This window comes from Xanthomonas sp. NCPPB 3174 (assembly GCF_056725205.1).
The window spans coordinates 1872186-1899033 of sequence record NZ_CM161517.1 but is presented as its reverse complement, the minus strand read 5'-3'; the positions used below and the strand labels follow the sequence as shown (position 1 = coordinate 1899033).

The 26848-nt window shown below is 64.1% G+C and carries 19 protein-coding genes and 1 tRNA gene; 2 read left to right on the top strand and 18 right to left on the bottom strand.

Features of this window, described 5'->3' with window-relative positions:
* Window positions 1-5: 5 nt before the first annotated feature.
* A complete protein-coding gene (locus AC1PK7_RS08320; protein WP_481100455.1) occupies window positions 6-2207 on the bottom strand; it encodes an alpha-L-rhamnosidase-related protein in 2202 nt (733 codons plus the stop codon).
* Between the two features lie 239 nt (window positions 2208-2446).
* Between AC1PK7_RS08320 and AC1PK7_RS08315 the strand changes: the two genes are divergently transcribed.
* Complete coding sequence (locus AC1PK7_RS08315; protein WP_481100454.1) at window positions 2447-4540, top strand: glycoside hydrolase family 97 protein; 2094 nt, start codon at window positions 2447-2449, stop codon at window positions 4538-4540.
* Window positions 4541-5015: 475 nt separating this feature from the next.
* On the top strand, window positions 5016-7766 hold the full coding sequence (locus AC1PK7_RS08310) for a TonB-dependent receptor (RefSeq protein WP_481100453.1): 2751 nt from the start codon (window positions 5016-5018) through the stop codon (window positions 7764-7766).
* 773 nt (window positions 7767-8539) lie between these two features.
* On the opposite strand, the gene AC1PK7_RS08305 is transcribed toward AC1PK7_RS08310, so the two are convergent.
* From AC1PK7_RS08305 to uvrB, 17 genes are all read right to left on the bottom strand, one after another.
* On the bottom strand, window positions 8540-10150 hold the full coding sequence (locus AC1PK7_RS08305) for an alpha-glucosidase (RefSeq protein ID WP_481100452.1): 1611 nt from the start codon (window positions 10148-10150) through the stop codon (window positions 8540-8542).
* Between the two features lie 247 nt (window positions 10151-10397).
* On the bottom strand, window positions 10398-10883 hold the full coding sequence (locus AC1PK7_RS08300; RefSeq protein WP_481100451.1) for a DUF4189 domain-containing protein: 486 nt from the start codon (window positions 10881-10883) through the stop codon (window positions 10398-10400).
* Window positions 10884-10889: 6 nt separating this feature from the next.
* Window positions 10890-11993 (bottom strand): TrbL/VirB6 family protein, encoded by a 1104-nt coding sequence (locus tag AC1PK7_RS08295; protein WP_481100450.1) that lies wholly within the window; start codon window positions 11991-11993, stop codon window positions 10890-10892.
* Between the two features lie 84 nt (window positions 11994-12077).
* Entirely contained in the window at window positions 12078-12809 is a 732-nt protein-coding gene (locus AC1PK7_RS08290) for a hypothetical protein (protein ID WP_371182856.1), read from the bottom strand.
* A gap of 120 nt (window positions 12810-12929) precedes the next feature.
* A complete protein-coding gene (locus AC1PK7_RS08285; RefSeq protein ID WP_481100449.1) occupies window positions 12930-15401 on the bottom strand; it encodes a VirB4 family type IV secretion/conjugal transfer ATPase in 2472 nt (823 codons plus the stop codon).
* Window positions 15402-15567: 166 nt separating this feature from the next.
* Complete coding sequence (locus AC1PK7_RS08280; protein WP_010340363.1) at window positions 15568-15879, bottom strand: VirB3 family type IV secretion system protein; 312 nt, start codon at window positions 15877-15879, stop codon at window positions 15568-15570.
* Window positions 15872-16267 carry a TrbC/VirB2 family protein gene (locus AC1PK7_RS08275; RefSeq protein ID WP_209244508.1) on the bottom strand — a complete coding sequence of 132 codons (396 nt, stop codon included), beginning with the start codon at window positions 16265-16267 and terminating at the stop codon, window positions 15872-15874. Before AC1PK7_RS08275 ends, AC1PK7_RS08280 begins: the two co-directional genes overlap by 8 nt.
* Window positions 16268-16340: 73 nt before the next feature.
* On the bottom strand, window positions 16341-17216 hold the full coding sequence (locus AC1PK7_RS08270) for a lytic transglycosylase domain-containing protein (protein WP_481100448.1): 876 nt from the start codon (window positions 17214-17216) through the stop codon (window positions 16341-16343).
* A gap of 132 nt (window positions 17217-17348) precedes the next feature.
* Entirely contained in the window at window positions 17349-18392 is a 1044-nt protein-coding gene (virB11, locus tag AC1PK7_RS08265) for a P-type DNA transfer ATPase VirB11 (RefSeq protein WP_481100447.1), read from the bottom strand.
* A gap of 19 nt (window positions 18393-18411) precedes the next feature.
* On the bottom strand, window positions 18412-19593 hold the full coding sequence (locus tag AC1PK7_RS08260; RefSeq protein WP_371181648.1) for a TraB/TrbI/VirB10 family type IV secretion system protein: 1182 nt from the start codon (window positions 19591-19593) through the stop codon (window positions 18412-18414).
* On the bottom strand, window positions 19590-20351 hold the full coding sequence (locus tag AC1PK7_RS08255; protein WP_017907225.1) for a TrbG/VirB9 family P-type conjugative transfer protein: 762 nt from the start codon (window positions 20349-20351) through the stop codon (window positions 19590-19592). Before AC1PK7_RS08255 ends, AC1PK7_RS08260 begins: the two co-directional genes overlap by 4 nt.
* Window positions 20348-21361: a VirB8 family type IV secretion system protein gene (locus AC1PK7_RS08250; protein WP_481100446.1), complete on the bottom strand. Its 1014-nt coding sequence runs from the start codon at window positions 21359-21361 to the stop codon at window positions 20348-20350. Before AC1PK7_RS08250 ends, AC1PK7_RS08255 begins: the two co-directional genes overlap by 4 nt.
* A gap of 60 nt (window positions 21362-21421) precedes the next feature.
* Entirely contained in the window at window positions 21422-21844 is a 423-nt protein-coding gene (locus AC1PK7_RS08245; protein ID WP_017907227.1) for a hypothetical protein, read from the bottom strand.
* Between the two features lie 406 nt (window positions 21845-22250).
* On the bottom strand, window positions 22251-23885 hold the full coding sequence (locus AC1PK7_RS08240) for a type IV secretory system conjugative DNA transfer family protein (RefSeq protein WP_010342094.1): 1635 nt from the start codon (window positions 23883-23885) through the stop codon (window positions 22251-22253).
* A 288-nt stretch (window positions 23886-24173) separates the two neighbouring features.
* Window positions 24174-24383 carry a hypothetical protein gene (locus AC1PK7_RS08235; protein ID WP_420009538.1) on the bottom strand — a complete coding sequence of 70 codons (210 nt, stop codon included), beginning with the start codon at window positions 24381-24383 and terminating at the stop codon, window positions 24174-24176.
* Window positions 24384-24588: 205 nt separating this feature from the next.
* A tRNA-Val gene (locus tag AC1PK7_RS08230) sits at window positions 24589-24663 on the bottom strand.
* 98 nt (window positions 24664-24761) lie between these two features.
* Complete coding sequence (gene uvrB / locus AC1PK7_RS08225; protein ID WP_481100445.1) at window positions 24762-26792, bottom strand: excinuclease ABC subunit UvrB; 2031 nt, start codon at window positions 26790-26792, stop codon at window positions 24762-24764.
* Window positions 26793-26848: the final 56 nt, after the last annotated feature.

Genomic DNA, 26848 nt, shown 5'->3' with positions numbered 1-26848 from the left:
GGCGCTCATGGGCGCTCCTCGATCGGGCCGACCGGCGCGATCAGCAGCGCGGCGACATCGGCGGCATTGACCACGCCATCGGCGCCGCCCTGGCCACCGGTGTAGCGTGCGAAGTGCTGCAGTGCGCTCATGTTTGCCGCCGGCAGCAAGCGCGCGACGCAACGTTGCCCGGCCTGCAGCATGAACAGCGCCGCCGTGGAGGTCTGCTCGCCGACGCTGTGCGGCATCACCAGCGGTTGCGACTGTGCTGGCGCGTCGCCGCACTGCACCTGCAGGCGTTTGACCGCGGCGGTGACACCGGTATTGATCGGCCCGTGCGCATTGACGTAGCGCAGGCTCAGCCGGTATTCGCCATCGTGCGGCGCCGTCCACGTCCACGCGTCGGCACCGTCCACGCGCGCAACGTCGCCGACGCAGACGGTGGGGCTGTGCAGCGATTCCCAGCGCCCCACTTGCCGGGTCAGGCTCAGGCACTGCACGCGCTCGGCCAGCGGCAGCAGCGCGCCGTCAGCGTGCCCCGTGTGCGCCTGCCCATCGACGTACAGCACCGTGTCCGTAGCCGCCTGCACCCGCCAGCCTTGCGCTTCGCGCCGCACCTGCGGTGCCGGCGGTGCCAGCGGCGCGAAGGCGTCTTCCGCCGTCAGCATCTGCAAGGGTGCGCTGCCGCTGTGGCGCGCCACCAGGTCGACGGTGGTGGTGCTGTCCTGGGTACTGGTCTTGCCGGCGACCAGCAGGTCGCCCTGCAGTTGCGCCGGGCGGCGCAGCACGATGCGGCGGTCCTTCAATTGCAACGCGATTTCCTGGCGCTCGCCGAACAACAGCGGCACCAGGCTGATCGGCAGCTTGGGCAGCACGCGGCCGTCGTCCTCCACGCCGAACACGCCCTCGATCACCATCGCCAGGTAGCCGGCCACCGACCACAGCTGCCGCGGCGAATTGACCACCGGACCGCTCAGTGCGCCATCGTCGACATGCGCGGCCTGGCTCAGGAACTCGTAGTTCTCCATGTTCGAGCCGGCCAGCGCGGCGCCGCGCAGCAGCGAGCGCACTTCCAGGTCGATGCGCACGCTGTCGTCGGTGTGCCGGGCCGCACGCAGCGCGTAGGCGCTGACGAACGGCCAGATCGCCCGGTTGTGGTAGATCGGCACCTCGCGCTGCTGCGGCCACACCACCGGGCTGCCCGCCTCCACCGCGGGATAGCGGGCCAGCGCCTGGCGCGCGCGCGCGGGCGGCAGTACGTCGGCCAGCACCGCCAGCGACAGGCCCAGCAGATCGTAGCTTTCGTAGCGCACCGGATGCTCGGCCGTACCGATGTAGCCGACGTAGGTGCCGCGGTCCTCGCGCCAGAAACGCTGCGCGATCGCCTGGCGCAGTGCATCGGCCCAGCCGGCATAGCGTACGGCGGCCTGCGTATTGCCCTGCTCACGAGCCAGACGCTCGCCCAGGCGCAGCGCCTGGTAATGCAGCACGTTGGTGGACAGCGCGAAGGAACTGGCGATGAAGCCGACATCCTCGCGCGTCCAGGCCGGATAGGTCTGCTCGCGCCAGTCCAGGAACGAGGTCTCGCCGCGGTACAGGCCGATAAGCGGGTCGAACGCGAACGCGCGATCCTGCGCCAGCGTGGCCGTGAGCGCGGCGCGGGTATCGGCGGCAAAGGCCGGATCGTCAAGCAGGTGCCGCGCAGCCAGGAACCACACCACCCGGTCGCTGCTCACCGGCCAGCTGCCGCCGGAGCCGGTGTCCTGCGCCACGAACAGCCCAGGCAGCGCGTCGGTGCCGCGCATCGGCGACAGCTTGAAGCGTAGCGAGCGGCGCGTGCGCTGCGGATCCAGCCGCGCCAGGGCCAGGTCCGCGGCATAGCTGACATCGCGGGTCCACACGTAGGGCCAGCGCTCGCCGGTCTGGTAGCAATCGCACGGCAACGGCTTGCCGTGATCGAACGCCGGGTCGCGGATCGCCTGCACCTGGTCGTCGCGCAGTTCCTGCTGCGCCAGCGCGAACAGCGCATCGAACAGCAGGCTGTCGGTCTCGCTGCGCAAGGGCTGAGCCGGCAGCGCGCGCGTGCCCTGCGCCGCGTGCAGCACGAAACCGCCGTCGGCCGTGGCCTCGGCCTGCGCGGTCTGGCCACGCCATTGCAATGACGTCTGTCCAGCAGACGCCGACGCCGCGGCACCCAAGGTGGCGGCCAAGCAAATCATCTTCAGCATCGAAGCGGCAGACCGGCTCGCACCGATCGACCTCCCTCCCTCTTTGCCTGCATGGTGGAAGCGCAGGCCGGCACGCCGGCGCTGCGGTCGCCGCCTCCGCATCGCGGGGCGCTGCGGACATGGTAGACGGGCGGCACCGCGACGCGTGCAGTTGCATACGTATTCATCGCATGCGCCACGGCGGCCGCGGACCGCGTCGCTATAGTCGATGCGCTGCCACGGTCGCCCTGGGAGGGGATATGCCGCTGTTTGAGGTCCTGTCGCGCCTGCGTGTGCCGTCGTTACTGGCGAGCGTGTTGTGGTGCGTTGCGCCATGCCTGCACGCCACGCCGCAGACGGTGGCCAGCGTGGACTCGCCGGGCAAGATCCTGCGCGTCTCCCTGCAGTTGGACGACGGCCGCCCCAGCTATCGCGTGCAGCGGCTGGGCGAGGCGGTGATCGGCGAATCACGGCTGGGCTTCCAGTTGCGCGACGGCGCCCTGGATCGCGACCTGGCGGTGCTGGACCAGCACAGCCGCAGCGTCGACGAGACCTGGGAACAGCCGTGGGGCGAGCGCCGCTATGTGCGCAACCACTACAACGAACTGCGCGTGGACCTGGGCGAGCGCGGCGGCCGCCAGCGCCGCTTCGCGGTGGTGTTCCGCGTCTACGACGACGGGCTCGGCTTCCGCTACCGCTTTCCGCAGCAGCCCGGCATGCAGGAGGCCGTCATCGACGAAGAGCTCACCGAGTTCGACATCGTCCCCGAGGCGACCGCCTGGTGGATTCCCGCCGGCGAACCCATCCACTACGAATACCTGTACCGACGCACGCCGCTGCGCGAGGTGCCGCTGGCGCACACGCCGTTCACCCTGCGCAGCCAGGACGGCCTGCACCTGGCCATCCACGAGGCCACCCTGGTCGACTACGCCGGGATGTGGCTGCGCCGCGGCGAAGGCCAGCGCCTGCATGCGCAACTATCGCCGTCGGCGGAAGGCTGGAAGGTCCGCCGCGCCCTGCCCTTCGACACGCCGTGGCGCACGCTGCAGATCAGCGACACCGCCGGCGGCCTGGTCGATTCCAACCTGATCCTCAACCTCAACGAACCCAATGCGCTGGGCGACGTGAGCTGGGTGCACCCGGCCAAGTACGTGGGCGTGTGGTGGTCGATGCACCTGAACCAGGAAACCTGGGCACGCGGTCCCAGGCATGCCGCCACCACCGCCAATACCCGCCGCTACATCGACTTCGCCGCGGCGCACGGCTTCCGCGGCGTGCTGGTCGAAGGCTGGAACCCCGGCTGGGACGGCAACTGGGTCGGTAATGGATACGACTTCGACTTCACCCGCGCCACCGCGGACTTCGACATCGCCGCGCTCAGCGCCTATGCGGCGAAGAAAGGCGTGCACCTGATCGGCCACCACGAGACCGGCTGCGCGGTGGAGCACTACGAAGACCAGTTGGATGCGGCGCTGGACCTGTACGCGCGGCTGGGCGTGGACACCTTCAAAACCGGCTACGTCTGCGACGATGGCCAAGTGGATCGGCGCAATCCGGCAGGCGGTCCGCTGTGGCGCGAATGGCACGACGGCCAGTTCATGGCCCGCCATCATCTCAAGGTGGTGCAGGAGGCCGCCAAGCGTCACCTGTCGCTCAACGCCCACGAACCGATCAAGGACACCGGCCTGCGCCGCACCTACCCGAACTGGCTCTCGCGCGAAGGCGCGCGCGGCATGGAGTACAACGCCTGGGGCGAGCCGCCGAACCCGCCGGAGCACGAAGTGAACCTGGTGTTCACGCGGATGCTGGCCGGGCCGATGGACTACACCCCCGGCATCCTCAGCCTGAAGGGCCGCGGCGGACGCGCGATTCCGAGCACGCTGGCGCGGCAACTGGCGCTGTACGTGACCCTGTACAGCCCGATCCAGATGGCGGCCGACCTGCCCGAACACTACCTGCAGCACCGCGATGCCTTCCGCTTCATCGAGGACGTGGCAGTGGACTGGGACGACAGCCGCGTGCTCGACGGCGAGATCGGCGAGTACGTGACCATCGTGCGCAAGGACCACCACAGCCGCGACTGGTTCCTGGGCAGCATCACCGACGAACACGGCCGCGTGCTGCCGATCGCGCTGGGCTTCCTTGAGCCCGGCGTGCGCTACCGCGCCGAAATCTACCGCGACGGCGACGCCGCCGACTACCAGCGCAATCCGTTCGACTTCGTGCGCGAGCAGCGCGAGGTCACCAGCCGCGATCAGTTGCAGCTGAAGCTGGCGCCTGGCGGCGGTCAGGCGATCCGTTTCGTGCCGCTGGACCCGGCGCCGGCAGCCGCTGGCTCGGCTGCTTCGCGCTAACGCGGCACTGTGCCGCAGGCAGCACCGACGGCGGATGCGCTGGGTGCTTGGTCACTGACTTCCCGGATCCGCCGCCGCGCCAGCACGCGTGCAGGACAGCGCCGCTGCGCACGGCATCGGCCTGTCAGCCGGGGACTGCGCCGCGTCTCGGCAACGCGACCAGGAACGCGCTGGTCCATGCGCAGCCACATTGCCTAGCGCACCGCGCCGGGCGTTCGCGACGGACAGTCTCGGCAGCGTCGCCCCACATGTTCAAGGCGGCGCAGGCGTAGCCGCCGGCACACGACATTGCGATCCTGAAAGCGCTTCCAATGCGATGCAGGCCAGTGAATACGTATGCAGCGGGCGTTCGCGACGAAGCCGCGTGTCTACCATACAGCGCAATCGCGACACCGCCCTGCGGCTGCGCGACACGCACATCCGGCCGCCTCGCCGGTTCAGATATTCGCAAGACAACATTGCCTGGGAGGGGAAAATGTTGAACCACAAGCGCAACGCGCTGACGCTGGCGCTGGCCGTCGCGATGACGCCGATGCTGGCGGCGGCACAGTCCGAGACCACCGCCACCACATCCAACGATCCGGTCACCGAACTGGACAAGGTCCAGGTGACCGGCATCCGCCGCGGCATCGAGAACGCCATCGCGATCAAGCAGGATTCCACGTCCATCGTCGAAGCGATCTCGGCCGAAGACATCGGCAAGCTGCCGGACGTGAGCATCGCCGAATCGCTCGGCCGCCTGCCCGGCCTGGCCGCGCAGCGCGTCGCCGGCCGCGCCCAGGTGATCAGCGTGCGCGGCCTGTCGCCCGACTTCGCCACCACTCTGCTCAACGGCCGCGAAGTGGTCAGCACCGGCGACAACCGCAGCGTCGAGTTCGACCAGTACCCGTCGGAACTGGTCAACGGGGTGACCGTGTACAAGACGCCCGACGCCGGCCTGGTCGGCCAGGGCCTGTCCGGCACCATCGACATGCAGACCGTGCGTCCGCTGAGCTTTCCGGACCGGGTGATCGCCGTCAGCGGCCGCCTGCAGAAGAGCTCGCTCGGCAAGGCCGCCAACGTCGACGCCTTCGGCAACCGCTTCAGCGCCAGCTACATCGACCAGTTCCTGGACAACACCCTGGGCTTCTCGATCGGCTATGCCCACAGCGACATGCCCATCCAGGAGAACCAGGTCGGCCTGTACGAGCCGTGGACCACGCAGAACACCGACAACGGCAGCCGCCCCGGCGTGGCCCCGGGCACCTATTTCTCCGACGGCATCAAGGCGCTGCGCCGCACAGGCAACAACAAGCGCGACGGCGTGATGGCGACCGTGCAGTTCCGCCCGTCCAACGCCTGGACCAGCACCTTCGACGCGTTCCATACCGAAGCCGAGCAGATCGACACCGCCAACCAGTTCGAGGTCAACCTCAGCAACTACAACGGCGGCTACACGCCCGGCCTGCTGATCACCAATCCGCAGGTCGACGCCAGCGGCAGCTTCACCGGCGGCACCGCCAGCGGCGTGTATCCGCTGGTGCGCGGCATGTACAACAAGCGCAAGGACAAGATCGACGCCTTCGGCTGGAACAACGAGTTCAACCTCGGCAGCGTGCGCCTGATGGCCGACCTGAACTACTCCAAGGCCACCCGCAAGGAGCTGAACCTGGAGAACAACCTGCAGCTGGTGCCGATGCCGCAGCTCGATACCGTCGGCCTGGCGATCAAACCCAACGACTTCTCGCAGATCACCCCCGGCCGCGACTACTCCGACCCGAACAACCTGTTCCTGACCAACACCATCTACGGCTCCGGCTACGGCAAGGTGCCGGAGGTCGAGGACCGGCTGAAGGGCGGCCGCCTGGCGGCGACGCTGCCGGCACCGCAGGCGCTGACCTGGTTCTCGGACATCGACGTGGGCGTCAACTACGCCGACCGGCGCAAGCAGAAGACCCAGGCCGAAGGCAACATCCTGCTCGGCGCGCAGGGCGACACCAGCATCGCCAGCGATCTGCAGTACGACCCGGTCAACCTCGGCTTCGCCGGCATCGGCACCATCCCGGCCTGGAACGTACCGGCGGCGGTCTCGCGCTACATGACCTTCAATCCGGTCACCAACCTGGACTACCTGATTCCGAAGTCGTGGACCGTGCAGGAGAAGATCACCACGGCCTGGCTCCGCGCCAACATCAACACCGACATCGGCGAGGTCGGTGTGCGCGGCAACATCGGCGTACAGCTGCAGCATGCCGATCAGAGCTCGCAGTCCAGCTACTTCGACCAGTCCCGTCCGGTCGGCCAGAACGTGCTGCCGATCGACGCCGGCAAGACCTACAACGATTGGCTGCCGAGCCTCAACCTGGCCTTCCTGTTCCCGCACCAGCAGACCCTGCGCTTCGCCGCAGCCAAGCAGGTGGCGCGGCCGCGCGTGGATCAGATGCGCGCCGGCCTGGATTTCGGCGTGGACACCTCCACCGGCAAGCCCGGCGGCAGCGGCGGCAATCCCCTGCTCGACCCGTGGCGCGCCAATGCGCTGGACCTGTCGTACGAGAAGTATTTCGGCGAGAAGGCCTACGTCGCCGCGGCGGTGTTCTACAAGGACCTGAAGAGCTACATCTACACGCAATCGCGCGACGATTACGACTTCTCCGCCCTGCTCGCCAGCTACGTGCGCCCGCCTAACATGACCGTGCCGGTGCAGACGACGGGCACCTTCTCCTCGCCGCAGAACGGCAAGGGCGGCACTCTGCGCGGCCTGGAGCTGACCGCCTCGCTGCCGCTGGACATGTTCACCGACAGCCTGCGCGGCTTCGGCATTCAGGCCAGCGCCACGTTCAACGACAGCGACATCAAGATCGTCGATCCCGAAAGCGCCTCCAGCGTGGGCTCGGCGCCGATCGACCTGCCCGGCCTGTCCAAGCGCGTGTACAACTTCACCGCCTACTACGAGCGCAACGGCTTCGAGGCGCGCGTCAGCCAGCGGCGGCGCTCGGACTTCATCGGCGAGATCGGCAACTTCAACGGCAACCGCACGCTGCGCTACGTGGTCGGCGAGAATGTCACCGATGCCCAGGTCAGCTACACCTTCGCCGACGGCAGCACCCTGGCCGGGCTGAGCCTGCTGCTACAGGCGAGCAACCTGACCAACTCGCCCTACCGCACCTACGCCGGCACCAAGGATCGCCCGCTGGAGTACGTCGAATGGGGACGCACCTACATGCTCGGCGTGAACTACAAGTTCTGAGCCACGCGTAGAGCACGCAGACGACGCCCGCCGGCGCACACCCGGCGGGCGTTTTCTTTGGGCGATTGCCGGTTGCGGAGCTGCCGAGCACCCGGATATCGAGCGACGAAGCGGGATTGCGATCGCGTCGCGATGTCGGTGTGCTTTGCCTGGCGGAGGGAAGACGCGCGGTTCGCAGGAAATCGCCGCTACGCTTCGTGAAGGTGGGACAACTCCATCTCCGCACATCCGATCAGCGTCCGAATCACCGAAGCTGGTCGTCCTCCGGACCACCAGCGCCGGAGAGCGGCGCTACGCCGCAGATCAAGATGGGGGTCAGCATCGCCGATGCATGGCTTGCAGCCAAAAGGCGGCAATTGCGCCACAGCGCTGCTGGAGGGAACCGCATTGGCCTGGGGGCGACGCGCGCGCTTGGCGATTTCCTGGCGATGACCGACAGTGCGTCACGCGTCCCTTGGAGCTTCTTGGCAGTAGCGCCAGCGTCGGCAACGTGGCATGACGAGACCGTTTACCGCGCGGGCCGGCAACGCAGTCTCTGGATTGACTCTCTGACCGCAGCCGGCCAACTGCCACGCTATCGTGGCGAATACCGGACGCCACTAACAGGGCGTGGCACGCCGGACGAGCGCTGTTTGATCGGGCACAGGCGTCGCCACCACCTGCACGCTGACCAATCCGGCGCAAGGCGGCGCCGGATTGCCTCTTCGCCGAGGGCATGCTTGCTGTGCCGCAATACGTCGACGGCGACCCGGCAAAGCCGTCACCCTGCGCGCTCACGCACCCTGCAGGCACACCATCGCATAGCCGGGCAAGCGCAAGCGCTCACCGACGGCGCCAGGCACCACACCCGGGACCTGCACCGCCTGCCAACGTCCTTCGGGCATGGCCACGTCGACGGCCTCGGCGGACAGGTTGAACGCCAGCAGCAAGGTTTGCGCGGCGTGGCGACGCTCGAACATCAATACCGGCTCGGCTGTCTCGTGGAACAGGATGTCGCCCCCGCGCAGCGCGGGATGGCGCTTGCGCCAGGCCAGGAACTGGCGGATCGCAAGCAGGACCGAATCCGGGTCTGCCTCCTGCGCCGCCACCGATTGCGCGCGATGCGCCGGCGCGACCGGTAGCCATGGCGCGCCAGTGCTGAAACCGGCGTGCTCGCCGGCCTCCCACGGCAGCGGCGTCCGGCACCCATCACGGCCCTTGAAGTTCGGCCAGAACGCGATGCCATAGGGATCCTGCAGCGCCTCGAACGGCACCTCCGCCTCGCCCAGGCCCAGCTCTTCGCCTTGGTAGAGACACACCGAACCACGGAGCGAACACAGCATCGCGATCAGCAGCCGCGCGAAGGCCGGCGTCTCCGCGCCCTGCCCCCAGCGCGTCACCGCGCGCTGCACGTCGTGATTGGAGATCGCCCAGCACGGCCAGCCTTCGGTCATCGCCGCTTCCAGCCGCGAGACCGTCTCGCGGATGTAGGCGGAGCTGAAATCGTCGGTCAGCAGTTCGAAGCTGTAGCCCATGTGCAGGTGCCCGGCCCGGGTGTACTCGGCCGTGGTCGCCAGCGAATCCTCCGACGAGATCTCGCCCAGGCTCACCGTGCCCGGATAGCGATCGAGCAGGCTGCGCAGCTTCTGCAGGAACGGCAGGTTCTCCGCCTGTGTGTTGTTGTAGTAGTGGTATTGGAACGCGTACGGATTGTCCGGGCTGAAGCCACGGCCGACCCGCTTTTCCGGCGGCTTGGGCGGGTTGTCGCGCAATTGCGGATCGTGGAAGCAGAAATTGATCGCATCCAGCCGGAAGCCGTCGACGCCGCGCGCCAGCCAGAACTCCACATTGTCCAGCGTCGCCTGCTGCACCTGCGGATTGTGGAAGTTCAGATCCGGCTGCGAGGCCAGGAAGTTGTGCAGGTAGTACTGCCCACGGCGCGGCTCCCACTGCCACGCCACACCGCCGAAGATCGACAGCCAGTTGTTCGGCGGCGTCCCATCCTCGCGGGCGTCGGCCCACACGTACCAATCGGCCTTGGGATTGTCTCGGCTCTGCCGGCTCTCCTTGAACCAGTCGTGCTCCACCGAGGTATGGCTGAGCACTTGGTCTATCATCACCTTCAGGCCCAGCGCATGCGCCTTGGCCAGCAGCGCGTCGAAGTCGGCCATGGTGCCGAACAGCGGATCGACCTCGCGGTAGTCGGCGATGTCGTAGCCGAAATCGGCCATCGGCGACTTGAAGAACGGCGAGATCCAGATCGCGTCCACGCCCAAGGCGGCGATGTAGTCCAGCTTGCGCACGATGCCCGGCAAATCACCGATACCGTCGCCATTGGCGTCGAGGAAACTACGCGGATAGATCTGATAGATGACGGCACCGCGCCACCATGGAGCCTGAGACATGCAACGCCCCCCTTCGGGCAGAGATCGCGCGTGCGACGGGCACGCGAAACGCTGCGTTAGAGTAGCGTTGATGCAGGAATCTCAGCTGGGCCTGCATACGTATTCAGCGAAAGTAGAGCCATATAACACTGAACAATCTTTGGAGCGACTGGCATCCACTGCAGCCAATATCCCAAAAACTAAAACACAAGCAATAAATCAAGAAAATTAAAATAATTCATTGAGGTAATGTTAAAAAATATGCCAATTAATATTTCTTGAAGATCGGCATTGTGCAATCCGAGAAAACCACCGAACAATTTGCAGCTGACTTCTTTTGGCAGTCACTCAATGCTCTTTGACTGGCAACCTTTTCGTTTACACCAGTATTAGTATTGACGCCCGTATCACTAGAGCCAGCAACAGCGATACATTGATTAAAATATGTCGCATCCAAGATACAATCGCGCCCTCCAGCCTGAGAACATTTGCTCAAAACGTCCTCGCGCGCCTCTTCCTCACTAAGTTTCCCTTTTGTCGACCAAGCGCCGTGCATACCATTAGAACTGGAAAGAGCCCCCCAAGTCTTAATCCACTCCCCAGTAGGCCTGGATGGCGCAGCTGCTTCATCATCGGGCAAACATTGTGCGCTTCCTGCCTGCGCCCCAGCAGGACAGCGAGTCTGAGCAACAGCATCGAGGGAGATGATGCACGCTACGCTCAGCAAAAGACAGATGGAGAAAAGTTTCTTCATAACCAATTAAACCCTACCATCATAAGCGGCACGGCTTCCAGGCATTGCAACCTGAGTCTGTTCTCCAGAATTTCTATTCATATTAGCGTAATTGCTAACCTGGGAATTTACAGACTGATTTGGACTGCCATTCATTCCGAGGTTGGGCGACTGAGGGGTATAAGGCCTACCAGACGCTGGATCCTTACCAACCGCGCCAAATCCGGAGTACGGCGAGAACTGGCCCAGCGTGCCCTGGAAGAACGAGGCCGCCATCGGCGGGGCCGTGATGATCAGCGTGCTCAAGACCAAGCCGATTCCTCCTTGCTGCAATGCCATGCTGCTGACACCCTCGGTCGAGCCGCCGGGAAGCGCCCACTTGGCCAGGAACCCGGCCGCCACTGCCGCCACCACCTTCGTCGCCAGACCGACCGTGAAGCTCAGCACGGCCAGCGAGAAGACCGTCCCGATTCCATACATCAGCCACTTCTGGAACAAGGACTTGGTGGCATCAAATAGCAGACACAGAATGAACAACGGCCCAAAGCCGACGAACAGCGCCATCGCCAGCTTGTTCAGCAGCAACAGCGACCCGCCCACCACGCCAGGGCCTGCCATGCCCAAGCCGGTGAACCAACGCGCGCGACTTTTTTCGTCTTCCAGCTGAGGATTGCTCGCCGTATCGATCTGATCGATGCTCGTCATCGCGATCTGCATCAACGCCAGGTTCTTGTCGATCGCCTGATAGGCGCTCTCCGAGTCGCCGGTCACGGTCTCCACGATGGCGCTGCTGAGTCCATCCGTGAGCCGCCAATACAGACCGTTCATCTGCTGATCGCCCGTGGTGGCCCCAGGCCTGGCAGCAGATACCATGCTCATGGCCACACCGATGATGAGCGCCGAGCGCAGCGAACTCACCACCAGCTCCATCGCCGATTCACGCGATTGCCCGGTGGCGACGCGGTACCCCTTGAGCAGGATCCACAGTGTCAGCGCGCTCATCGCCGTCACCGTCACCCACCACGACATGCGGATCAACAAGGCCCACTGAAAGTAGTCGATCTCATCCCGCAAGAAATTGTTGATGAGGATGAAGAACTGGTAGTTGGCGTAGTTCTGCAAAAAATCCATGACTGCTCCATAACGCGCGCGCTCATCACTGAGCTTTAGCAGGTGTCGCCGCTCCAATCAGGTGGAAGCGGCGACACGTGGGTCTTACTTCGCGATGCTCAGACGCTCGAGATTCTTGGGACTGGACGACTTGACCGCCTCCAGGGCGACGCCCATGGCGGCGCCTGCAGCGATCTTGCTCGCAAAGTCGCTCAACCCGGAGAAGCCGTCGAACAGGCTGCCACTGCTGCCGGTATCGGTCGCCGACGGGGCCTTCTTGCCGCGCATCGCCGCCCAGGCACCAGCGGATTGCACCTGGGTCAGGTAGGACAGGCGCTTCTCATAGGCGAACATCGCCGCTTCGGTCTGCTGGCGATCGATGTCCATCAGCGCCCGCAATGCGATCAGCTTGTTGGTATTGTCTTCCAGCAAGCCGATCTGGTTCGTGTCGATTTTCGCACGCTGTTGTTCCAGGTCGCGCAGACGCTGCAGTCGCTTCTCGGTGATGTCGTACATCGCCACCATGTAATTGAACTGCGAGTTGCGCGTGCGCTGGATCAGTTCGCAGGTCTGCTGCTGTTCCTGCGACACGGGCGTTCCCGAGGTCTTGGCTGCACAGTCGGAGACGCCGTAGTTGTCGTCGACCTTGACCAGCTTCTCCTTCGGCTTGTCGACCTCGTCGCCGCTGGACTTTTCCTTCTCGGCCTTGCCGATCTCGTTGTCCCCGCGGATCTTGTCCAGCTTCTTATCGAGCGTATCGGTATTTTCCTTGTTCTTGCTGATCTGCTCGTTATCGATCACCTTCCACTGAGCAAAGGCAGTGGCAGGCAGCAGCATGCAGAGAGCGAAGGCAGCGACAGCAGTGCGAACGCGATTAGAGGATTTCATCGTCTTGTTCATAAACACCTCAACACGGATCTTGTAGAAACATTCCCATGCGTGACCTGGGCGAGACAGTCAGCTGACCGCCGCCGCCCCCCGATTATCCGAAGACACCGACTTCGCCGGCCCCGATTTACCGGACCCCTTACGCCTTGCATAGAACTCGTTCAACCATTGTTCTGGCGTCAGGTCGTCCGGCGCGACGCCATGTTCCTTGGCCTTGCGCTCCAGCACCTGGTGCATGATTTCGATGTTGTCGGTCGACGCCGAGATCACCGACAAGGCGTCGTCCATGCCGCGCAGATTCAGCTGGCACACCGACGAGCCATGACCCTGCTTGACCAGGAAACAGCGCGAGCGCTCGTCCAGGCTGACCACGACCTGATACTCGGCCTCGGTGAGCTTGAGGCCGTCCATGTAGTCTTCCTTGCTGGCATTGGGATTGGGCAGCAGGATCATGGTCGCAGTCTGTTCGACCAAGGCGGCGGAAATGTCGCTGGCCAGCGCGTCCTCCGGGCTCTGGGTGGCGAAGATGCCCAGGCCGTTCTGCTTACGGATGGTCTTCTGTTTGTTCTTGGCGAATTCCTTCAGGCCACCCTTGCCATCGAGGATCTTCCAGAACTCGTCCATCACGTAGATGAGCGGCCGGCCGTCGATCAAGGCTTCCAATCGATGCAGCAGGTAGTTGATGACCGGAACGCGCACTTCCGGGTTGTCGATGACGTCGGTGTAGTCGAAGCCGATGATGCTGGCCTTCTCCAGATCGATCGTGTCGACCGGATTGTCGAACACCCAGCCGTGCGAGTTGCCGGCGGTCCACTTGCGCATGCGCGCATACAGGCCGTCGTCGCCCATGTTGGGCAGGCTCTTGCGGAAGTTGGTCATGCTGCGCAGGTGCATGGGCGTATCGAGCATGCCTTCCACACCGCGGAAGATGTCCTCCTCCTCGCGCGAGGTGTACTCGATCTTGCCGGCGAGGACCTTGATCAGGTCGGCCAGGAACTGCACGTTCGCCTCGGTGCGCTCGCACTGGAACGGGTTGAAGCCGGTGGGCTTGCCGTTCTCCAGCGCCAGATAGTTGCCGCCGCAGGCGCGCACGAAGATCTCGGCGCCGCGGTCCTTGTCGAAGAAGAAAATGGTCGGGACCGGATCGAACTTCTGCACCTGGCTGAGCAGGAAGTTGATCAACGCGGTCTTACCGGTACCCGACTTGCCGATCACCATGGTGTTGGCGATCGCCTTCTCACCGAGCGAGTTTTCCGCCGGATGCGTCGCGTGGAAATTAAAGTAGTACGGCTGGCCGTTGGTAGTCTGCAAGGTGGTGACGCACTCGCCCCACGGATTGTTCTCGCGCTTGCCCTGGGCGAAATTGTGCAGCGGCGACAGACCGAGGAAGTTCAGCGAGCTGACGTTGGCGATACGCGTGCGGTAACGCCAATTGCCCGGCAGTTGGGCGTAGAAGGAGGACGCGACCGCCAGATCCTCCTTGGCCGAGACGAAACCGGCATTGGACAGTTCCGCACGGGTAGTCGCGATCTGCTGCGCGAGCTTCTCCTGCGTATCCGCATAGACAGCGATGGTGAAGTGGTACTCGCCCAACACGAAATTACCCGACGACAGCTGATCCATCGCCAGATCGAGCTCGTGGATCTGGCTGACCGCCTTGTCGCCGGAGGACACCATCATGCCCTTCGTGCGATCAAGCACCTTTAGCGCGTCGTGCCGTCCCATCGGGCTGAAGGAGTGGGTCACCACATACTCGAAGTCGAGATACTTCAGGCCATTGAGGATGCCCGGATAGGTCCCGTCGGTGTATTCCTTGATGTTCAGAATGGCGCCGAAATGATTGACGCCCTCCGGGGTCTTGATCACGAAGTCGCCGGTCTTGTTGGCGAACATGTGCTTGCTGACCGGCAAATAGGCGGGCACCGGCGCCTGCAGCACCGGCACCGGCTCATCGATGCGGTTGATCAGATAACCGAAGAACTCCAGCGCCTCGGAGAACACCACGCCATTGCTGGCCTCGTACATGCTCAGCCGGTAGGGCGAGTAGTCTTTCAGCACGGCTTCGACGTTGCCGGCGAGCTCAATCACCTTGGCGATCGCCTGGTCCTGCTCGGACTGCAACTGGGGAATGCTCGACGACTTGTCCATGAGCCGCTTCCCCGTCACCACCGGGCGATAGATCATGGTCAGGTACAGCTCGTTCTGCATGATCTTCTGCGAGGACAGGGCACCGTAGTACTGGTCCGACAGCTCCTGGTTGAACGCCTGCTTGAACTTGCCGGCGTTCTTGATGCGGCGGCGGCGACGCACGTCGTGCACCCAGAACGCCACGTTGGCGAAGTCAGGAGCGCGCAGCGTCTGCAGCATGCGGTTGAAGGTGTTGTGCCGGTGTTCGATCTCCCACTCTTCGCGGCCCACGAACGGAAGCCCGCCCAAGTGCCAGACCAGCATGAAATCTCCTCCCGTCGTCTTCAGTACGGACGGCGCCACATGCGTGGAGATGGAGATGAACTCGCTGATCGAAGTATCCGGGATGAACATAATGAAGTGACTCAGAATCCGTTTCGTCTTGCCAAGGCCCGGCGCATGCGCCAGGAACCGCCGACTACGCGCCCACCAGTCTCGCGCGTCGACACGAAAAACCGAACAACCCCATGCACGACATCAGCGTCGTGCATGGGGCCGAGACAAGGTGCCCGGTTCCAAGCTAGCGCTTGGCGCCCGGCACCTCTTTCCTGTACTCATTCGGCGAGAACACCCACATGCCGGAATAACGCTGCAGGTTGCGCACGCGCATCCTCATCATCCAGCGCAAGCCGAGCATGCGGAAGATCATCTCGTCCCGCTTGGTCATCTGCTGCATGACGAAGACGATGACCGGAATGAGCAGCAGGAGCCACATATCGAAATAAATACCCATCAGGAAGCCGCCGCCCGCGCCGATGAAGAACGGGATGTAAGGCACCCCGAAAAACATCGCCGGCCGGGTGCAGCCCCGGAAAAGTACGTTCTTATGCATAGTGCAGGACGTGCTGGATCATCTGAATCGCGGCGGTGGCCTTGCACTCGGTCTGGCCGGTATCGCCGATCAGCATCTTGGCCAACTGGCCGGCCGCACCGATCAGCACGCCACCCAGCAACACCGGTGCCACTTCGGAAACGCGCTTGTGCGCGAACGCGATCTGGTAGCCGGCGAAGACGACCGCGATGGTCACCACCACCACCGATGCCATGTTCAGGATGTTGTTGGTCTTGCCGAGGAAGCCACAGACCTTGGTGTCCGCACCGGCATAGTCCTGCGCCATCGCGAAGCTGGACGCGAGCAGGGCCACGGTAAACACCGCCGCCTGCAACGCCGCCGTGCCGATGACCTTGGCGTTCGACTTCATCTGATTGTTCTTGAACATCGTGGGTATCTCCTTGACTGGAAAACAGGGGGTGATCAAAAAGCCACTTGCATGGCCGCGCTACTGCATCTGGCTAGAATACGAAGGCCCCGTCGCCAGACGTCGGCGGCGGCGTACTTGAGCCAGGAACGGCCGCTCCCGCCACGGCCTGGGGCGCGTGTGCGGCAACGTGCGGAGCTGGGGGCGCCCCGCCACCTGCAGGAACCGCCACTCCTTTGCCGGCGCCTGTAGGTCGTATTACGTAGAGATCAGCGTCTGCCGCTGCCGGCTGCGCCGCCACTGCGCTAGCCGTCTGCTGCCCCGGCGCCGCGACGGCGGCCTGGGGACGCATCGATGGCTGGCCTTGCGCAGCGAGCCCGTTGGCAAGTCGATCGGCCGCCGAGTCGATGCGCCGCGACACGATCGAATCGACTTCGCGCACCGCCGCGGCCTTCACCGAGTCGTTGACCGCACGACGCACGCCTCCGGCGGGAATCACCGGAATCGCACCAGCCGTGGACGCGGCCAGCGCCCTGCCCTGGTTGATCGATGCGTAGACCTTCTGCACGTAGCCGTGGCGGTACCCGGTCTCGAAGTTACCGGAGTAGTAGCAACTGAACGACTTGCCCCAGTTGCCGCCCGAGCGGCTGTAGCACTCGGCCAGGATCTTCGACGCGGCCTGCAGGTTGGGACAGGTCTTGAAGGCCTTTTCGTAGGTATCCAGGCCGTACTTGATCAGGTTGTAGCGATTGACCTGCCCCAGGCCGAGGGAAAAGTTGTAGCCCTTCTCTTCCAGCATCCGCGCCGTGGCCACCGCTTCGGACAGGTTCTGCGGCTGGCGCACCAGGCGACCGCCGACCACGCCGATGGCGAACGGGTTGTGCGACGACTCGACGCGCACAACGTGCTGCATGACTTCAGCCGGAACCGCCATTTCGGGACAGCTGAGTAATTCCATGCCTGGCAACATGCCGTGGTTACTCCCTATGCATCGGCGTCATGGCAATCGCCCGGAACGCCGCAGTGTCGCAAATCAATCGTGTTGGAAGAAAAATTCAAAGTCAATCGGCGGATTTTCGCCTTATCACCTCAATGAACATATTCACCCTCCACCCGAATGCGTGCGCTCAGGATCGAAATCGATACCGGTGATATAGCGCCGGCCCGCATGCGATTTGATATGGACAACGATGTCGATGGTCATCATCAGCAACCGCTTGATGACGGCGAATTCCAGGCCCGAGCCTTCGGCCGAGGCCTTGACCATCAACGCCAGCTGGTCCCAGGTCTGGCCGATGCTGCCAGCATGGCAGCTGGTGATGGAACCGGGATGACCGGAGGCGCAGTTGCGGATGAAGTAGAACGACTCGTCGCCGCGCAGCTCCGCCAGGATGATGCGGTCGGGCTTCATGCGCAGGCACGCTTCCATGCAACTCTTCGCGGTGACGTTGCTCGTGCTTTGTCCGCCTTTGGAGTAGAGCAAATGCACGGAATTGGGCTGACTGATGAAGAGTTCGCGCGCGTCCTCGATCGTCACCAGCCGCTCTTCGTGCGGGATGTGATTCACCAGCGACTTCATGAAGGTGGTCTTGCCGCTGCCGGTAGCGCCGGCGACGACGATGTTCTTCTTGAACAGCACCGCCTTCTTGAAGAATTCAGCGTAATCGCGCTGCCGCCGCAACTCGAGCAACTCGAGGTCCTGCTCGCTGAGTCCCGATTGCACCTCCAGGATCTCCTGGAAGAAGCCGTCGTCCTTGTACTGCTCCAGGGTCTTGGTGTGCTTGGACGGCAGACGGATGGTGATCGACACCTTGCCGGCATCGCAGGCCGGCGGGATCACGAACTGCGCGCGCTGCCCGGTGGGAAAGGTCAGCGACACCACCGGATCGGCGTCGGTGATGCGCTGACCGGTATTGCTCTCGTTGACCACCGCCGTACAGAACTGCCGGGCGCGATCGAAGGTCAGCGACGGGATGTCCATCCGCTGCCAGCCGCGCAGGGTCTCCAGGTACAGCTCGCCGGGACGGTTGATGCAGATCTCCGTCACTTCCGGCGAGTTCAGATAATCCAGGATGCCCAGCACCGAATACTGGTAATCCAGGAAGTCCGTGGAGATCTGCGCGGTCGGAGAGTCGTCGAACGTCACGTCGCTGTCTCGATCTCGGTCAACGCGGCAACACGGCCGTGAAGTCGACGTCCTTGGCGACGTAGACGTTCACGATGGTGCCCTGGTTGATGGTCACGGTGGCGGGACGGCGACGATCCAGGGCCTGGTCGGCCAGACGCTGGATGGACTGCGCCGTGTTGCTCTCGTACGGCTGCTCGGTGACGATGCCGGAATTGAGGCCGGTCGTCGTGGTCTTCGGGCCATGCTCGGCCGCCGCCCACTTGAAGGCGTCGCTGAGCAAGCTGATCATCAGCGCGGACGAGATGCGGCTCGCCCAATGCGCGCTGTATTGGCCCGGGTGGCCGGCGCTACCGAGGTTGTCGACGCCGGGACCGACCAGGGTCACATCGATGCCGGTCGGCGTGGTGATGCGATCCCAGACCACCTGCATGCGCGGGCCGGTCGGTTCCGCGGGACCGTACTGGCCGAGGATCTTCGATCCCTTCGGCAGCAACAGGCGGCGGCCGTTGATGGAGTACACCGGCTCGGTGATGATGCAGGAGGTGAAGCCGGGGAAATCGGTGATGATCCGCGTCTCCAGCACACAGCGGATATAGGTGCCACGCACCAGCAGACCGTCCGGGTTGGCGATCGGCTTGGCAGAGGTCTCCTGCTCCTGCTGCATCGGCGCACCGCCCTGCTCCTGTCCCGGCATCATGCCGCCAAGACCCTGGCCGCCGGCGTCCTGTTGCTGCAGGCCAGCCATGCGCCGCTCCAGCAAGGACGGCCCACGCTCCTGTCGCGGTGCCGACTGCATCTGCGCGTCGGTATCGGTGGGCATTGGCGGCAACGGCGGCAGGCTCGGCTGCTCGGCCAGCTGCACCGGCTCGGCCGGCTGCACCGGCGGCGGCGCCGCGGTCTGCGGCAGCGCAGGCGCCACCACTGCCTCCTGGCGCGGCTTCGGCGCCGGCTCCGGCGTGCTGCTGCCGCTCACCAGCCAGAAGATCGCCACGATCAGCAGCGCGGCGATACCGGCCAGGAACACCAGCGCCTTGCGATTGAGCTTCTTCAGGTCGCTGGAGCGCAGCACCGGCTCGTTGGCATCCAGATCCGGGTCGGCAGTCTGCTGCTGGCGAGCGAAATAGGGATTCTCGCGCGGCGCGTCGTCCGCTTGCGGATTGCGCGGCTGGCCGTTATCGCGGCCGTAGTTTTCGTCAGACGGAGGTAGATTCGAGTTCACTTTTGCTTGTTCCTACGCAAGCCGACAACATTCTTGCCGTGGCGGATGACCAGGAAGGGATAGGTCCCGTGGACAATCAGGGTGTTGCCCTCGACGGTGGTATTGACCAGGAAATCCTCGTCGCTCTCCTTCTCGCGGCCAAACACGGCCGGGAAATTGCCTGTCGGGAAACGCGTCAGATCCATTTTGATGTAGGTGAACTTGCCATCGTCGTAGACGCTGCTCGGCACGATCCACATCTGCTTGGAGCGCGTGGAGTAGTCGTAGTCGAAGTAGTAATGGCGGTCCTTGGTCAGCCGCGTATCGAGCTGCGACTCATCCTTCACCTCGTCGCTGGCCGCGGCAAAGCTGGTGTCCTTCGGATAGGTGAAGGTGACCTTGTACTGCACGCCGGCCTGCTTGGCCTGCTCCAGCCGCTGCCAATCCGTAGCCACCACCTTCAATTCCAGGATGTAGGAATGGGTCGCGGTGCGGATCATCATGTTGGTGTCGACGTCGACGTTCTTCGGCTTCAGATAGAAGACGTTCTCGCGACGGCTGAGTTCCCAGCCACTGGTGAAACCGGTGCTGTAATCGAGGATCTTCTCGTTCGGGCTCAGCTCGATCTGGGTGGTAATGCCCAGGCCGGTACGCACCTGATAGATCTTGTCAGGCTCGTACTCGTACTGCTGGACCACCTGGGCCGACGCGATCGGCGCGAACAGGCCCAGAGCCAGCAACGCAATATGCGCCGAACCGGTTTTCGTCAGGAAACTCATCGAACGTTCGCTCCATTACCATTGTGCTGAGGTGCAACGTTGGGTGCAGGAGGGGCCGCAGCGGGCTGCGTCCCCGGATAGACGGGCGCGCTCCCCGGATTGGCCATCGGCTCCTGCTGCGGAACCGGCATCGTGCCGTTCGCACCGGGCATCGTCTGCTGAGCAGGCATCTGCTGCGGCATGGGTGCCTGTCCCGCAGCGGCCGGCATCTGTGCGGCGGCCGGCTGCTGTACCGCACCGGTTGCAGGGGCCTGCACGGCGGGCGACGGCGGAACCGGCATCGCCGAGTAGTCGTTGTCGACCCGGTAATCGGTCACCAGGAAGCCCAGCGGATTCTGCACCCGCAGATCGTCTTCCATGGCCAGATTGCTGTTGTACTTGAAGCCGAGGATGGCGAACTTGTTGTCGAGGAACGTGGATTGCCCCGTCTTCTTGTCGTAGATGCTGCGCTGGAAACGGACGTTCGCGCCGGTATACGGTTTGCCGCCGCCGCCCAGCAGGTTGATGCTCAGGATCTTGACCCGAATCGAACGCGCCTTGCCGTAGGTGTAATACGGAGCCGAGGGATTGTTCGGCGCGTGCAGATTGAAATACTCCGCGCCCACCGCGGAGTTCCGCGGCGCCATCGAGAACACGGTATTCCAGTCGTTGAGCCCCATCATCTCCGAATCGTAGGACTCACGCGCGGTGATGAAGCGCGCCACGTTGCTCTTGGCCAGCGCTTCGCTGTTGGTGACACTTTGCACATCGCCGCTGTTGCGCAGCACCGACACCGTGGAATTGCCGGTGTACGCATCCGCCATCACCAGATACGGCACCTTTTCCTTCAGCGGCAGCATGTAGTAATACCCGCCGCCCAGCAGCAGACACATGATGATCGCGCCGAAGGCGACCCACCATGCGCGGCGCTCGCTGCGGCGCGCCAGATCCGCAATGCTGATCTCGTAGTTGACCGCCTTGGCGACCGCTTTGTTGACGTTTTCGCTTTCGGCCTGCTTTTTACCGAACATCAGACTTCACCAGGTTCATAAAATGGCTGCCGGCGCGCAGCGTGCGCACCGGCGGTGACGTCACTTCGCGCTGCCGCTGGTCGCCGGCGTACCGCTCACCGACGACGACGGCTGCACCAGAATGCGATTGCCCGCAGCGGTCACGCTCAGACCTTCCTGTGCATAGACCACGCTCAGCTCGGCGACTGCCTGCTGGATGCTGGTGGTATTGATCTTGGCAACCGGCGCATACAGCGTGTAGTCGGACTGGATGCCATAGGACAGCTGCATGTTCGAATCCTTGGCCCAGCGCTCGAGCATCGTCTTCAGCGTGCCGTCCATCGGAATCGCCTGGTACACGTACGACGAGTACAGCGGGATCTCCATGGTCGACTCGGAGAAACGGTTGACCGGCTTCCATTTGCCGCGAAAGTCGGGCGCGGGCCTGGTTGCACAGGCGCTCAACAGCGCGACGGCACTCAACGTAGCGATCAGCCGAAACATATGCGTTCTTTTCACGCGAGCCTCTGAATTGCGGAAACGTGTAGAGAGCGGGCGGCGCGCAGGCGGCCCACTGCTGGATGGCGGAATTCGACGCAACGACGCGACACAGGCGCCGCAAGAAGGGAGCTGCCGGGAACGGCACGGACACGGATCCGCGGCAGGCAACGGCATGCTCCCGAGGCCGCGCGATCGGCGCCGAAGAAAACGGAATTTGACGACAAACCTTCCATGTCACCCCTTACGTGCGCCTGTCGGCCCACGCCCCTGTTCCTGTACCTGTTTCTGTTACCAATGCATCGCCATACTCGCGAGAATGTGCCGGAGGGGCATGCTCACGTCAAGCATTTGGCAAAAAAACGTTCAAATGATAACTACGCTCAAAAAATAGGTGTTTTTCGTCACACTTTTAAATCGAGAGCGTCGGAATGTCGACTTTGGGCCGCAGTCGCGCGGTGAAGTGGCGATCCTTGTAGTACTTGATCTTGTCGCACTTCACCGGGTGCGGAATGCCCTCGTACAAGAACACCTCTTGATCGTTGCCCATCGCCTTCAACTCCTGCGGCAGCATCAGCGCCCGCTTCTCCTCCGACACGCTCCGGGTCACGTCCTTGCCGCGCGTGACGTTCTTCTTGCGGAAGGTGGTGTAGCCGAGCATCTCGGAGTAGTCGTTGGCATCCTGCTGCTCGCGCGGAGCGTAGAGAATCTGCAGTGCATGATTCGTGATGATGGTCCGCGAGATGTCCTTGCCATAGGTGGCATCGAGCTGGGCCATGCTCTGGATGATCGGCAGAAGGCGGACATTGTAGCCAGCCATATATGACACTGCCGAGGCGATGATGTCGACCTTGCCGATGGCGGTGAACTCGTCCATCAGCAGCAGGCACTGGTACTTCAGCGCCGGATTGCTCTTGGGCAGTTCCTTGGTGTTGAGGTTGATGATCTGGCTGAAGAACAGATTGATGATCAGGCGGCTTTCGGCCAGCTTGTTGGGCTGGATGCCGATGTAGATGGTCATCTTCTTCTTGCGCAGGTCGGTGAGCAGGAAGTCGTTGTCGCTGGTGGCCGCATCCAGCACTGGGTTGATCCAGGCGTTGAGCGGCTCCTTGAGCGTGCCCATGATCGAGGCGAAGGTCTCGTCCGCCTGCGACAGCAGGTTGGAGAACGCCGACTTGGCATTGCCGCTGAGGAAGCGCCGCTCCGACAGCGACTTCAGGTACTTCTTCAGGTCGGTGCCATCGCCGGACGACAGTCGGTAGATCGCGCCCAGCGTCGGCGTGCCGAGACCGCCGGGGAAGCCGATGTTGCGCTCGTCGTCCCAGTTCTCGAACAGGTACAGCGAGAACGCCATGAACGCGTTGCGCGCCTGGCTGACCCAGAACTTCTGGTCGTCCGAGCCGTCCGGGTACAGCATGGCGGCGATGCTCATCAGGTCCGACACGCGGAACGCCGGGTCGTCGGAGACGTAGCTGAGCGGGTTCCAGCGGTGGGTGCGGCGGTCCTCCGCGAACGGATTGAACAGGAACACCTCCTGGCCCTGGCTGGCGCGCCAGCCGCTGGTCAGGTCGAAGTTCTCCTGCTTGATGTCCAGGACCACCACCGATTCCTGGTACTCGAGCAGGTTCGGAATGACCACGCCGACGCCCTTGCCCGACCGGGTCGGGGCCGCCAGGATCACGAACTGCTGGCCGCTGAGGCGCACCAGCTTGCCGCGGAACTTGCCCACCACGATGCCGTCGCCGCTGGTCTTGAACAGCCCGTGCTTGGACAGGTCAGCCGCACCGGCAAAGCGTGCGTCGCCGTGCAGGCTGCGCTTGGCCGGCTTGAACATCAGCACCAGGATCAGCAGGGCCACCAGGCCGGGCAAGCCGAAGCCGAGGTAGCCGGCCCATTTGATCTTGCCGACGTAGGGAGCCACCTCCGGCAAGCCGATGGCGTGGACGTACTGGTAGTAGGTGCCAGGCCCGAACATCCGCGTGTCCAGCTTCAACAGCAACAGGACCAGGTAGCCGGACAGGAAATAGCCGCAGACGGCCGTGAGCACGACGACGAGCGCCGCCGCAACGAGTTTACGATTCGACAAGCCCTATCCTCCCTGATCCATCCTGGCAAATATTCTAGAGCGAGTTCCGCATTTTGAGACGCCCCGTGTCGACAGTCTGCGAGGCGGGCGGGAGTGCCTGGCGCAGGCTCGGCCGGAACAGCTCATCGTTCAAGGGCGGCGTCGCCAGGCAGCCCATGACCACGATGGCACCAGGCGCCCCCATGGCTGCGGCTCGCCTTGCCCGCCAGCCGTGCGGGCGGCGCCACGGCCTCGGATGGGTATTGCGTTTCAGCGGCGCTGCCGCGTGCTCGGCCTGTTCCGCGAAGGCTTCTTTTCCGCACTGACCGCGTCCCGATCGCGCTCGACCAGGCTGTCCAGGAAGATCCGTGCCTCGTCCCAGGACATGTCGTGCGGATCCATGCGGGCGCCGCCGTCGGTGGTGACCGCATAGCCGACCACGTTGGCCGGGCTGTATTCCGGCTCCCGGGTCAACGCCACGAGCTGGTAGCGTCCTTTGACTTGCACCGTATGATGGTATTCCACCATGCGCCTGGCCTCCTCGCCTGATCGTCCGCTCGGATGCTAAAGCAAGCCTGGCCGCGCGGCCAGCGCTCTGCTGCCGAGCTGGCCGATGGCCATCGCGCAGGCGCAAAAAAGCCGGCTTGCGCCGGCTTTGTCGTTTCCACGCTCGCATCTCGCGTCGTGGTGGGCGGTACAGGGTTCGAACCTGTGACCCCTACCATGTCAAGGTAGTGCTCTACCGCTGAGCTAACCGCCCTTCTCTGCCGCGGCGCACCGCTGCAGGGGCGCGAATCTTAGCCCACCTGGCGGACAAGAACAATACCCATCATCCGATCGGGTGCCGCTGCGGCCCGCCTAGCCCACCAGGCTGGCGTCGCGCAGCTTCTTGATCTGGTCGCGAACCCGCGCCGCGTCCTCGAACTCCAGGTCGCGGGCGTGCTGGTACATCTCCTGCTCTAGGGCCTTGAGCCGCGCGGCGATCTCCGCCGGCGCCAGCGCCCGGTAGTCGGCCGGCTCCTCCGCGACCCGACGCGCCTTGCCCTTGCCTTTGCCCTTGCCCGACTTGGCCTCGGCCACGTCGTCGCGCGCGCCCTCCAGGATGTCCACGATCGGACGCGCCACCGACTTCGGGACGATCCCATGCTCCAGGTTGTACTCCACCTGCTTCTCGCGGCGGCGCCCGGTCTCGTCGATCGCGGCCTGCATCGAACGCGTCATCTTGTCCGCATAGAGGATGGCCTTGCCGCGCAGGTTGCGCGCGGCACGACCGATGGTCTGGATCAGCGAGCCGGTGGAGCGCAGGAAGCCCTCCTTGTCGGCGTCGAGGATCGCGACCAGCGAGACCTCCGGCATATCCAGGCCTTCGCGCAGCAGGTTGATGCCGACCAGGACGTCGAACTTGCCCAGGCGCAGGTCACGGATGATCTCAACGCGCTCGACCGTGTCGATGTCCGAGTGCAGGTAGCGCACCTTCACCCCATGCTCGCCGAGGTATTCGGTGAGGTTTTCGGCCATGCGCTTGGTTAGCGTGGTGACCAGGACGCGGTCGCCGTCGGCCACACGCAGGTTGATCTCCGACAGCAGGTCGTCGACCTGGGTCGCGACCGGGCGGATCTCCACTTCCGGGTCGATCAGGCCGGTCGGGCGCACCACCAGTTCGGTGATCTCGCCGGCCGACTCGCGCAACTCGTAGGGGCCGGGCGTGGCCGAGACGTAGATGCTGCGCGGCGAGCGCGCCTCCCATTCCTCGAAGCGCAGCGGCCGGTTGTCCAGCGCCGACGGCAGGCGGAAGCCGAATTCCACCAGGGTCTCCTTGCGCGAGCGGTCGCCTTTGTACATCGCGCCGATCTGCGGCACGGTGACGTGCGATTCGTCCACCACCAGCAATGCATCCGGCGGCAGGTAGTCGAACAGGGTCGGCGGCGGCTCGCCCGGTGCCTTGCCGGTGAGATGCCGCGAGTAGTTCTCGATGCCGTTGCAGAAGCCGACCTCGGCCATCATCTCCAGGTCGAACTGAGTGCGCTGCGCCAGCCGCTGCGCCTCGACCAGCTTGTTCTGCGCGTACAGTTGCTCGAGCCGGTCCTTCAGCTCCAGCTTGATCGTGTCTACCGCGCTGAGGGTGCGTTCGCGGGTGGTGGCGTAGTGGGTCTTGGGGTAGACGGTGTAGCGCTGCAGCTTGCGCAGGGTCTCGCCGGTCAGCGGATCGAACAGGGTCAGTTGCTCCACGTCGCCATCGAACAGCTCGATGCGCAGCGCCTCGCTGTCGGATTCGGCCGGGAACACGTCGATCACCTCGCCGCGCACGCGGAAGCTGCCGCGGTGCAGCTCGTACTCGTTACGGGTGTACTGCAGATCGGTCAGGTGGCGGATCAGCTGGCGCTGCTCGACATGCTCGCCGATCGACAGGATCAGCCGCAGCGACAGGTAGTCCTCCGGCGCGCCCAGGCCGTAGATCGCAGAGACCGTGGCCACCACCAGCGCATCGCGCCGCGACAGCAGGGTCTTGGTCGCGGCCAGGCGCATCTGCTCGATGTGCTCGTTGATCGAACTGTCCTTCTCGATGAAGGTGTCCGAAGACGGCACGTAGGCCTCGGGCTGGTAGTAGTCGTAGTAGCTGACGAAGTACTCGACCGCGTTGTTGGGGAAAAACGCCTTGAACTCGCCGTACAGCTGCGCCGCCAGGGTCTTGTTCGGCGCCATGACCAGGGTCGGCTTCTGGATCGCCTGGACCACGTTGGCGATGGTGTAGGTCTTGCCCGACCCGGTCACGCCGAGCAGGGTCTGCTTGGCCAGTCCGGCCTCGAAACCGGCCACCAGCTTCTCGATCGCCTGCGGCTGGTCGCCGGCCGGCGAATACGGCGATACGAGTTGGAAACGGTCGGACATGCACAAGCCTCAAGGTGGGGAACGGGGCTGACCCCGCGCCGGGGAGATTTCCTACA

Bases quoted from the DNA above. Each gene is read 5' to 3' on its own strand.
- uvrB (WP_481100445.1), bottom strand. From the start codon at position 26,792: ATGTCCGACCGTTTCCAACTCGTATCGCCGTATTCGCCGGCCGGCGAC.
- AC1PK7_RS08295 (WP_481100450.1), bottom strand. From the start codon at position 11,993: ATGGATTTTTTGCAGAACTACGCCAACTACCAGTTCTTCATCCTCATC.
- AC1PK7_RS08315 (WP_481100454.1), top strand. From the start codon at position 2,447: ATGCCGCTGTTTGAGGTCCTGTCGCGCCTGCGTGTGCCGTCGTTACTG.
- AC1PK7_RS08310 (WP_481100453.1), top strand. From the start codon at position 5,016: ATGTTGAACCACAAGCGCAACGCGCTGACGCTGGCGCTGGCCGTCGCG.
- AC1PK7_RS08245 (WP_017907227.1), bottom strand. From the start codon at position 21,844: ATGTTTCGGCTGATCGCTACGTTGAGTGCCGTCGCGCTGTTGAGCGCC.
- AC1PK7_RS08280 (WP_010340363.1), bottom strand. From the start codon at position 15,879: ATGCATAAGAACGTACTTTTCCGGGGCTGCACCCGGCCGGCGATGTTT.
- AC1PK7_RS08275 (WP_209244508.1), bottom strand. From the start codon at position 16,267: ATGTTCAAGAACAATCAGATGAAGTCGAACGCCAAGGTCATCGGCACG.
- AC1PK7_RS08305 (WP_481100452.1), bottom strand. From the start codon at position 10,150: ATGTCTCAGGCTCCATGGTGGCGCGGTGCCGTCATCTATCAGATCTAT.
- AC1PK7_RS08290 (WP_371182856.1), bottom strand. From the start codon at position 12,809: ATGCTGCTGCCTGCCACTGCCTTTGCTCAGTGGAAGGTGATCGATAAC.
- AC1PK7_RS08250 (WP_481100446.1), bottom strand. From the start codon at position 21,361: ATGTTCGGTAAAAAGCAGGCCGAAAGCGAAAACGTCAACAAAGCGGTC.
- AC1PK7_RS08320 (WP_481100455.1), bottom strand. From the start codon at position 2,207: ATGCTGAAGATGATTTGCTTGGCCGCCACCTTGGGTGCCGCGGCGTCG.
- AC1PK7_RS08270 (WP_481100448.1), bottom strand. From the start codon at position 17,216: ATGTTGCCAGGCATGGAATTACTCAGCTGTCCCGAAATGGCGGTTCCG.
- AC1PK7_RS08300 (WP_481100451.1), bottom strand. From the start codon at position 10,883: ATGAAGAAACTTTTCTCCATCTGTCTTTTGCTGAGCGTAGCGTGCATC.
- AC1PK7_RS08285 (WP_481100449.1), bottom strand. From the start codon at position 15,401: ATGTTCATCCCGGATACTTCGATCAGCGAGTTCATCTCCATCTCCACG.
- AC1PK7_RS08255 (WP_017907225.1), bottom strand. From the start codon at position 20,351: ATGAGTTTCCTGACGAAAACCGGTTCGGCGCATATTGCGTTGCTGGCT.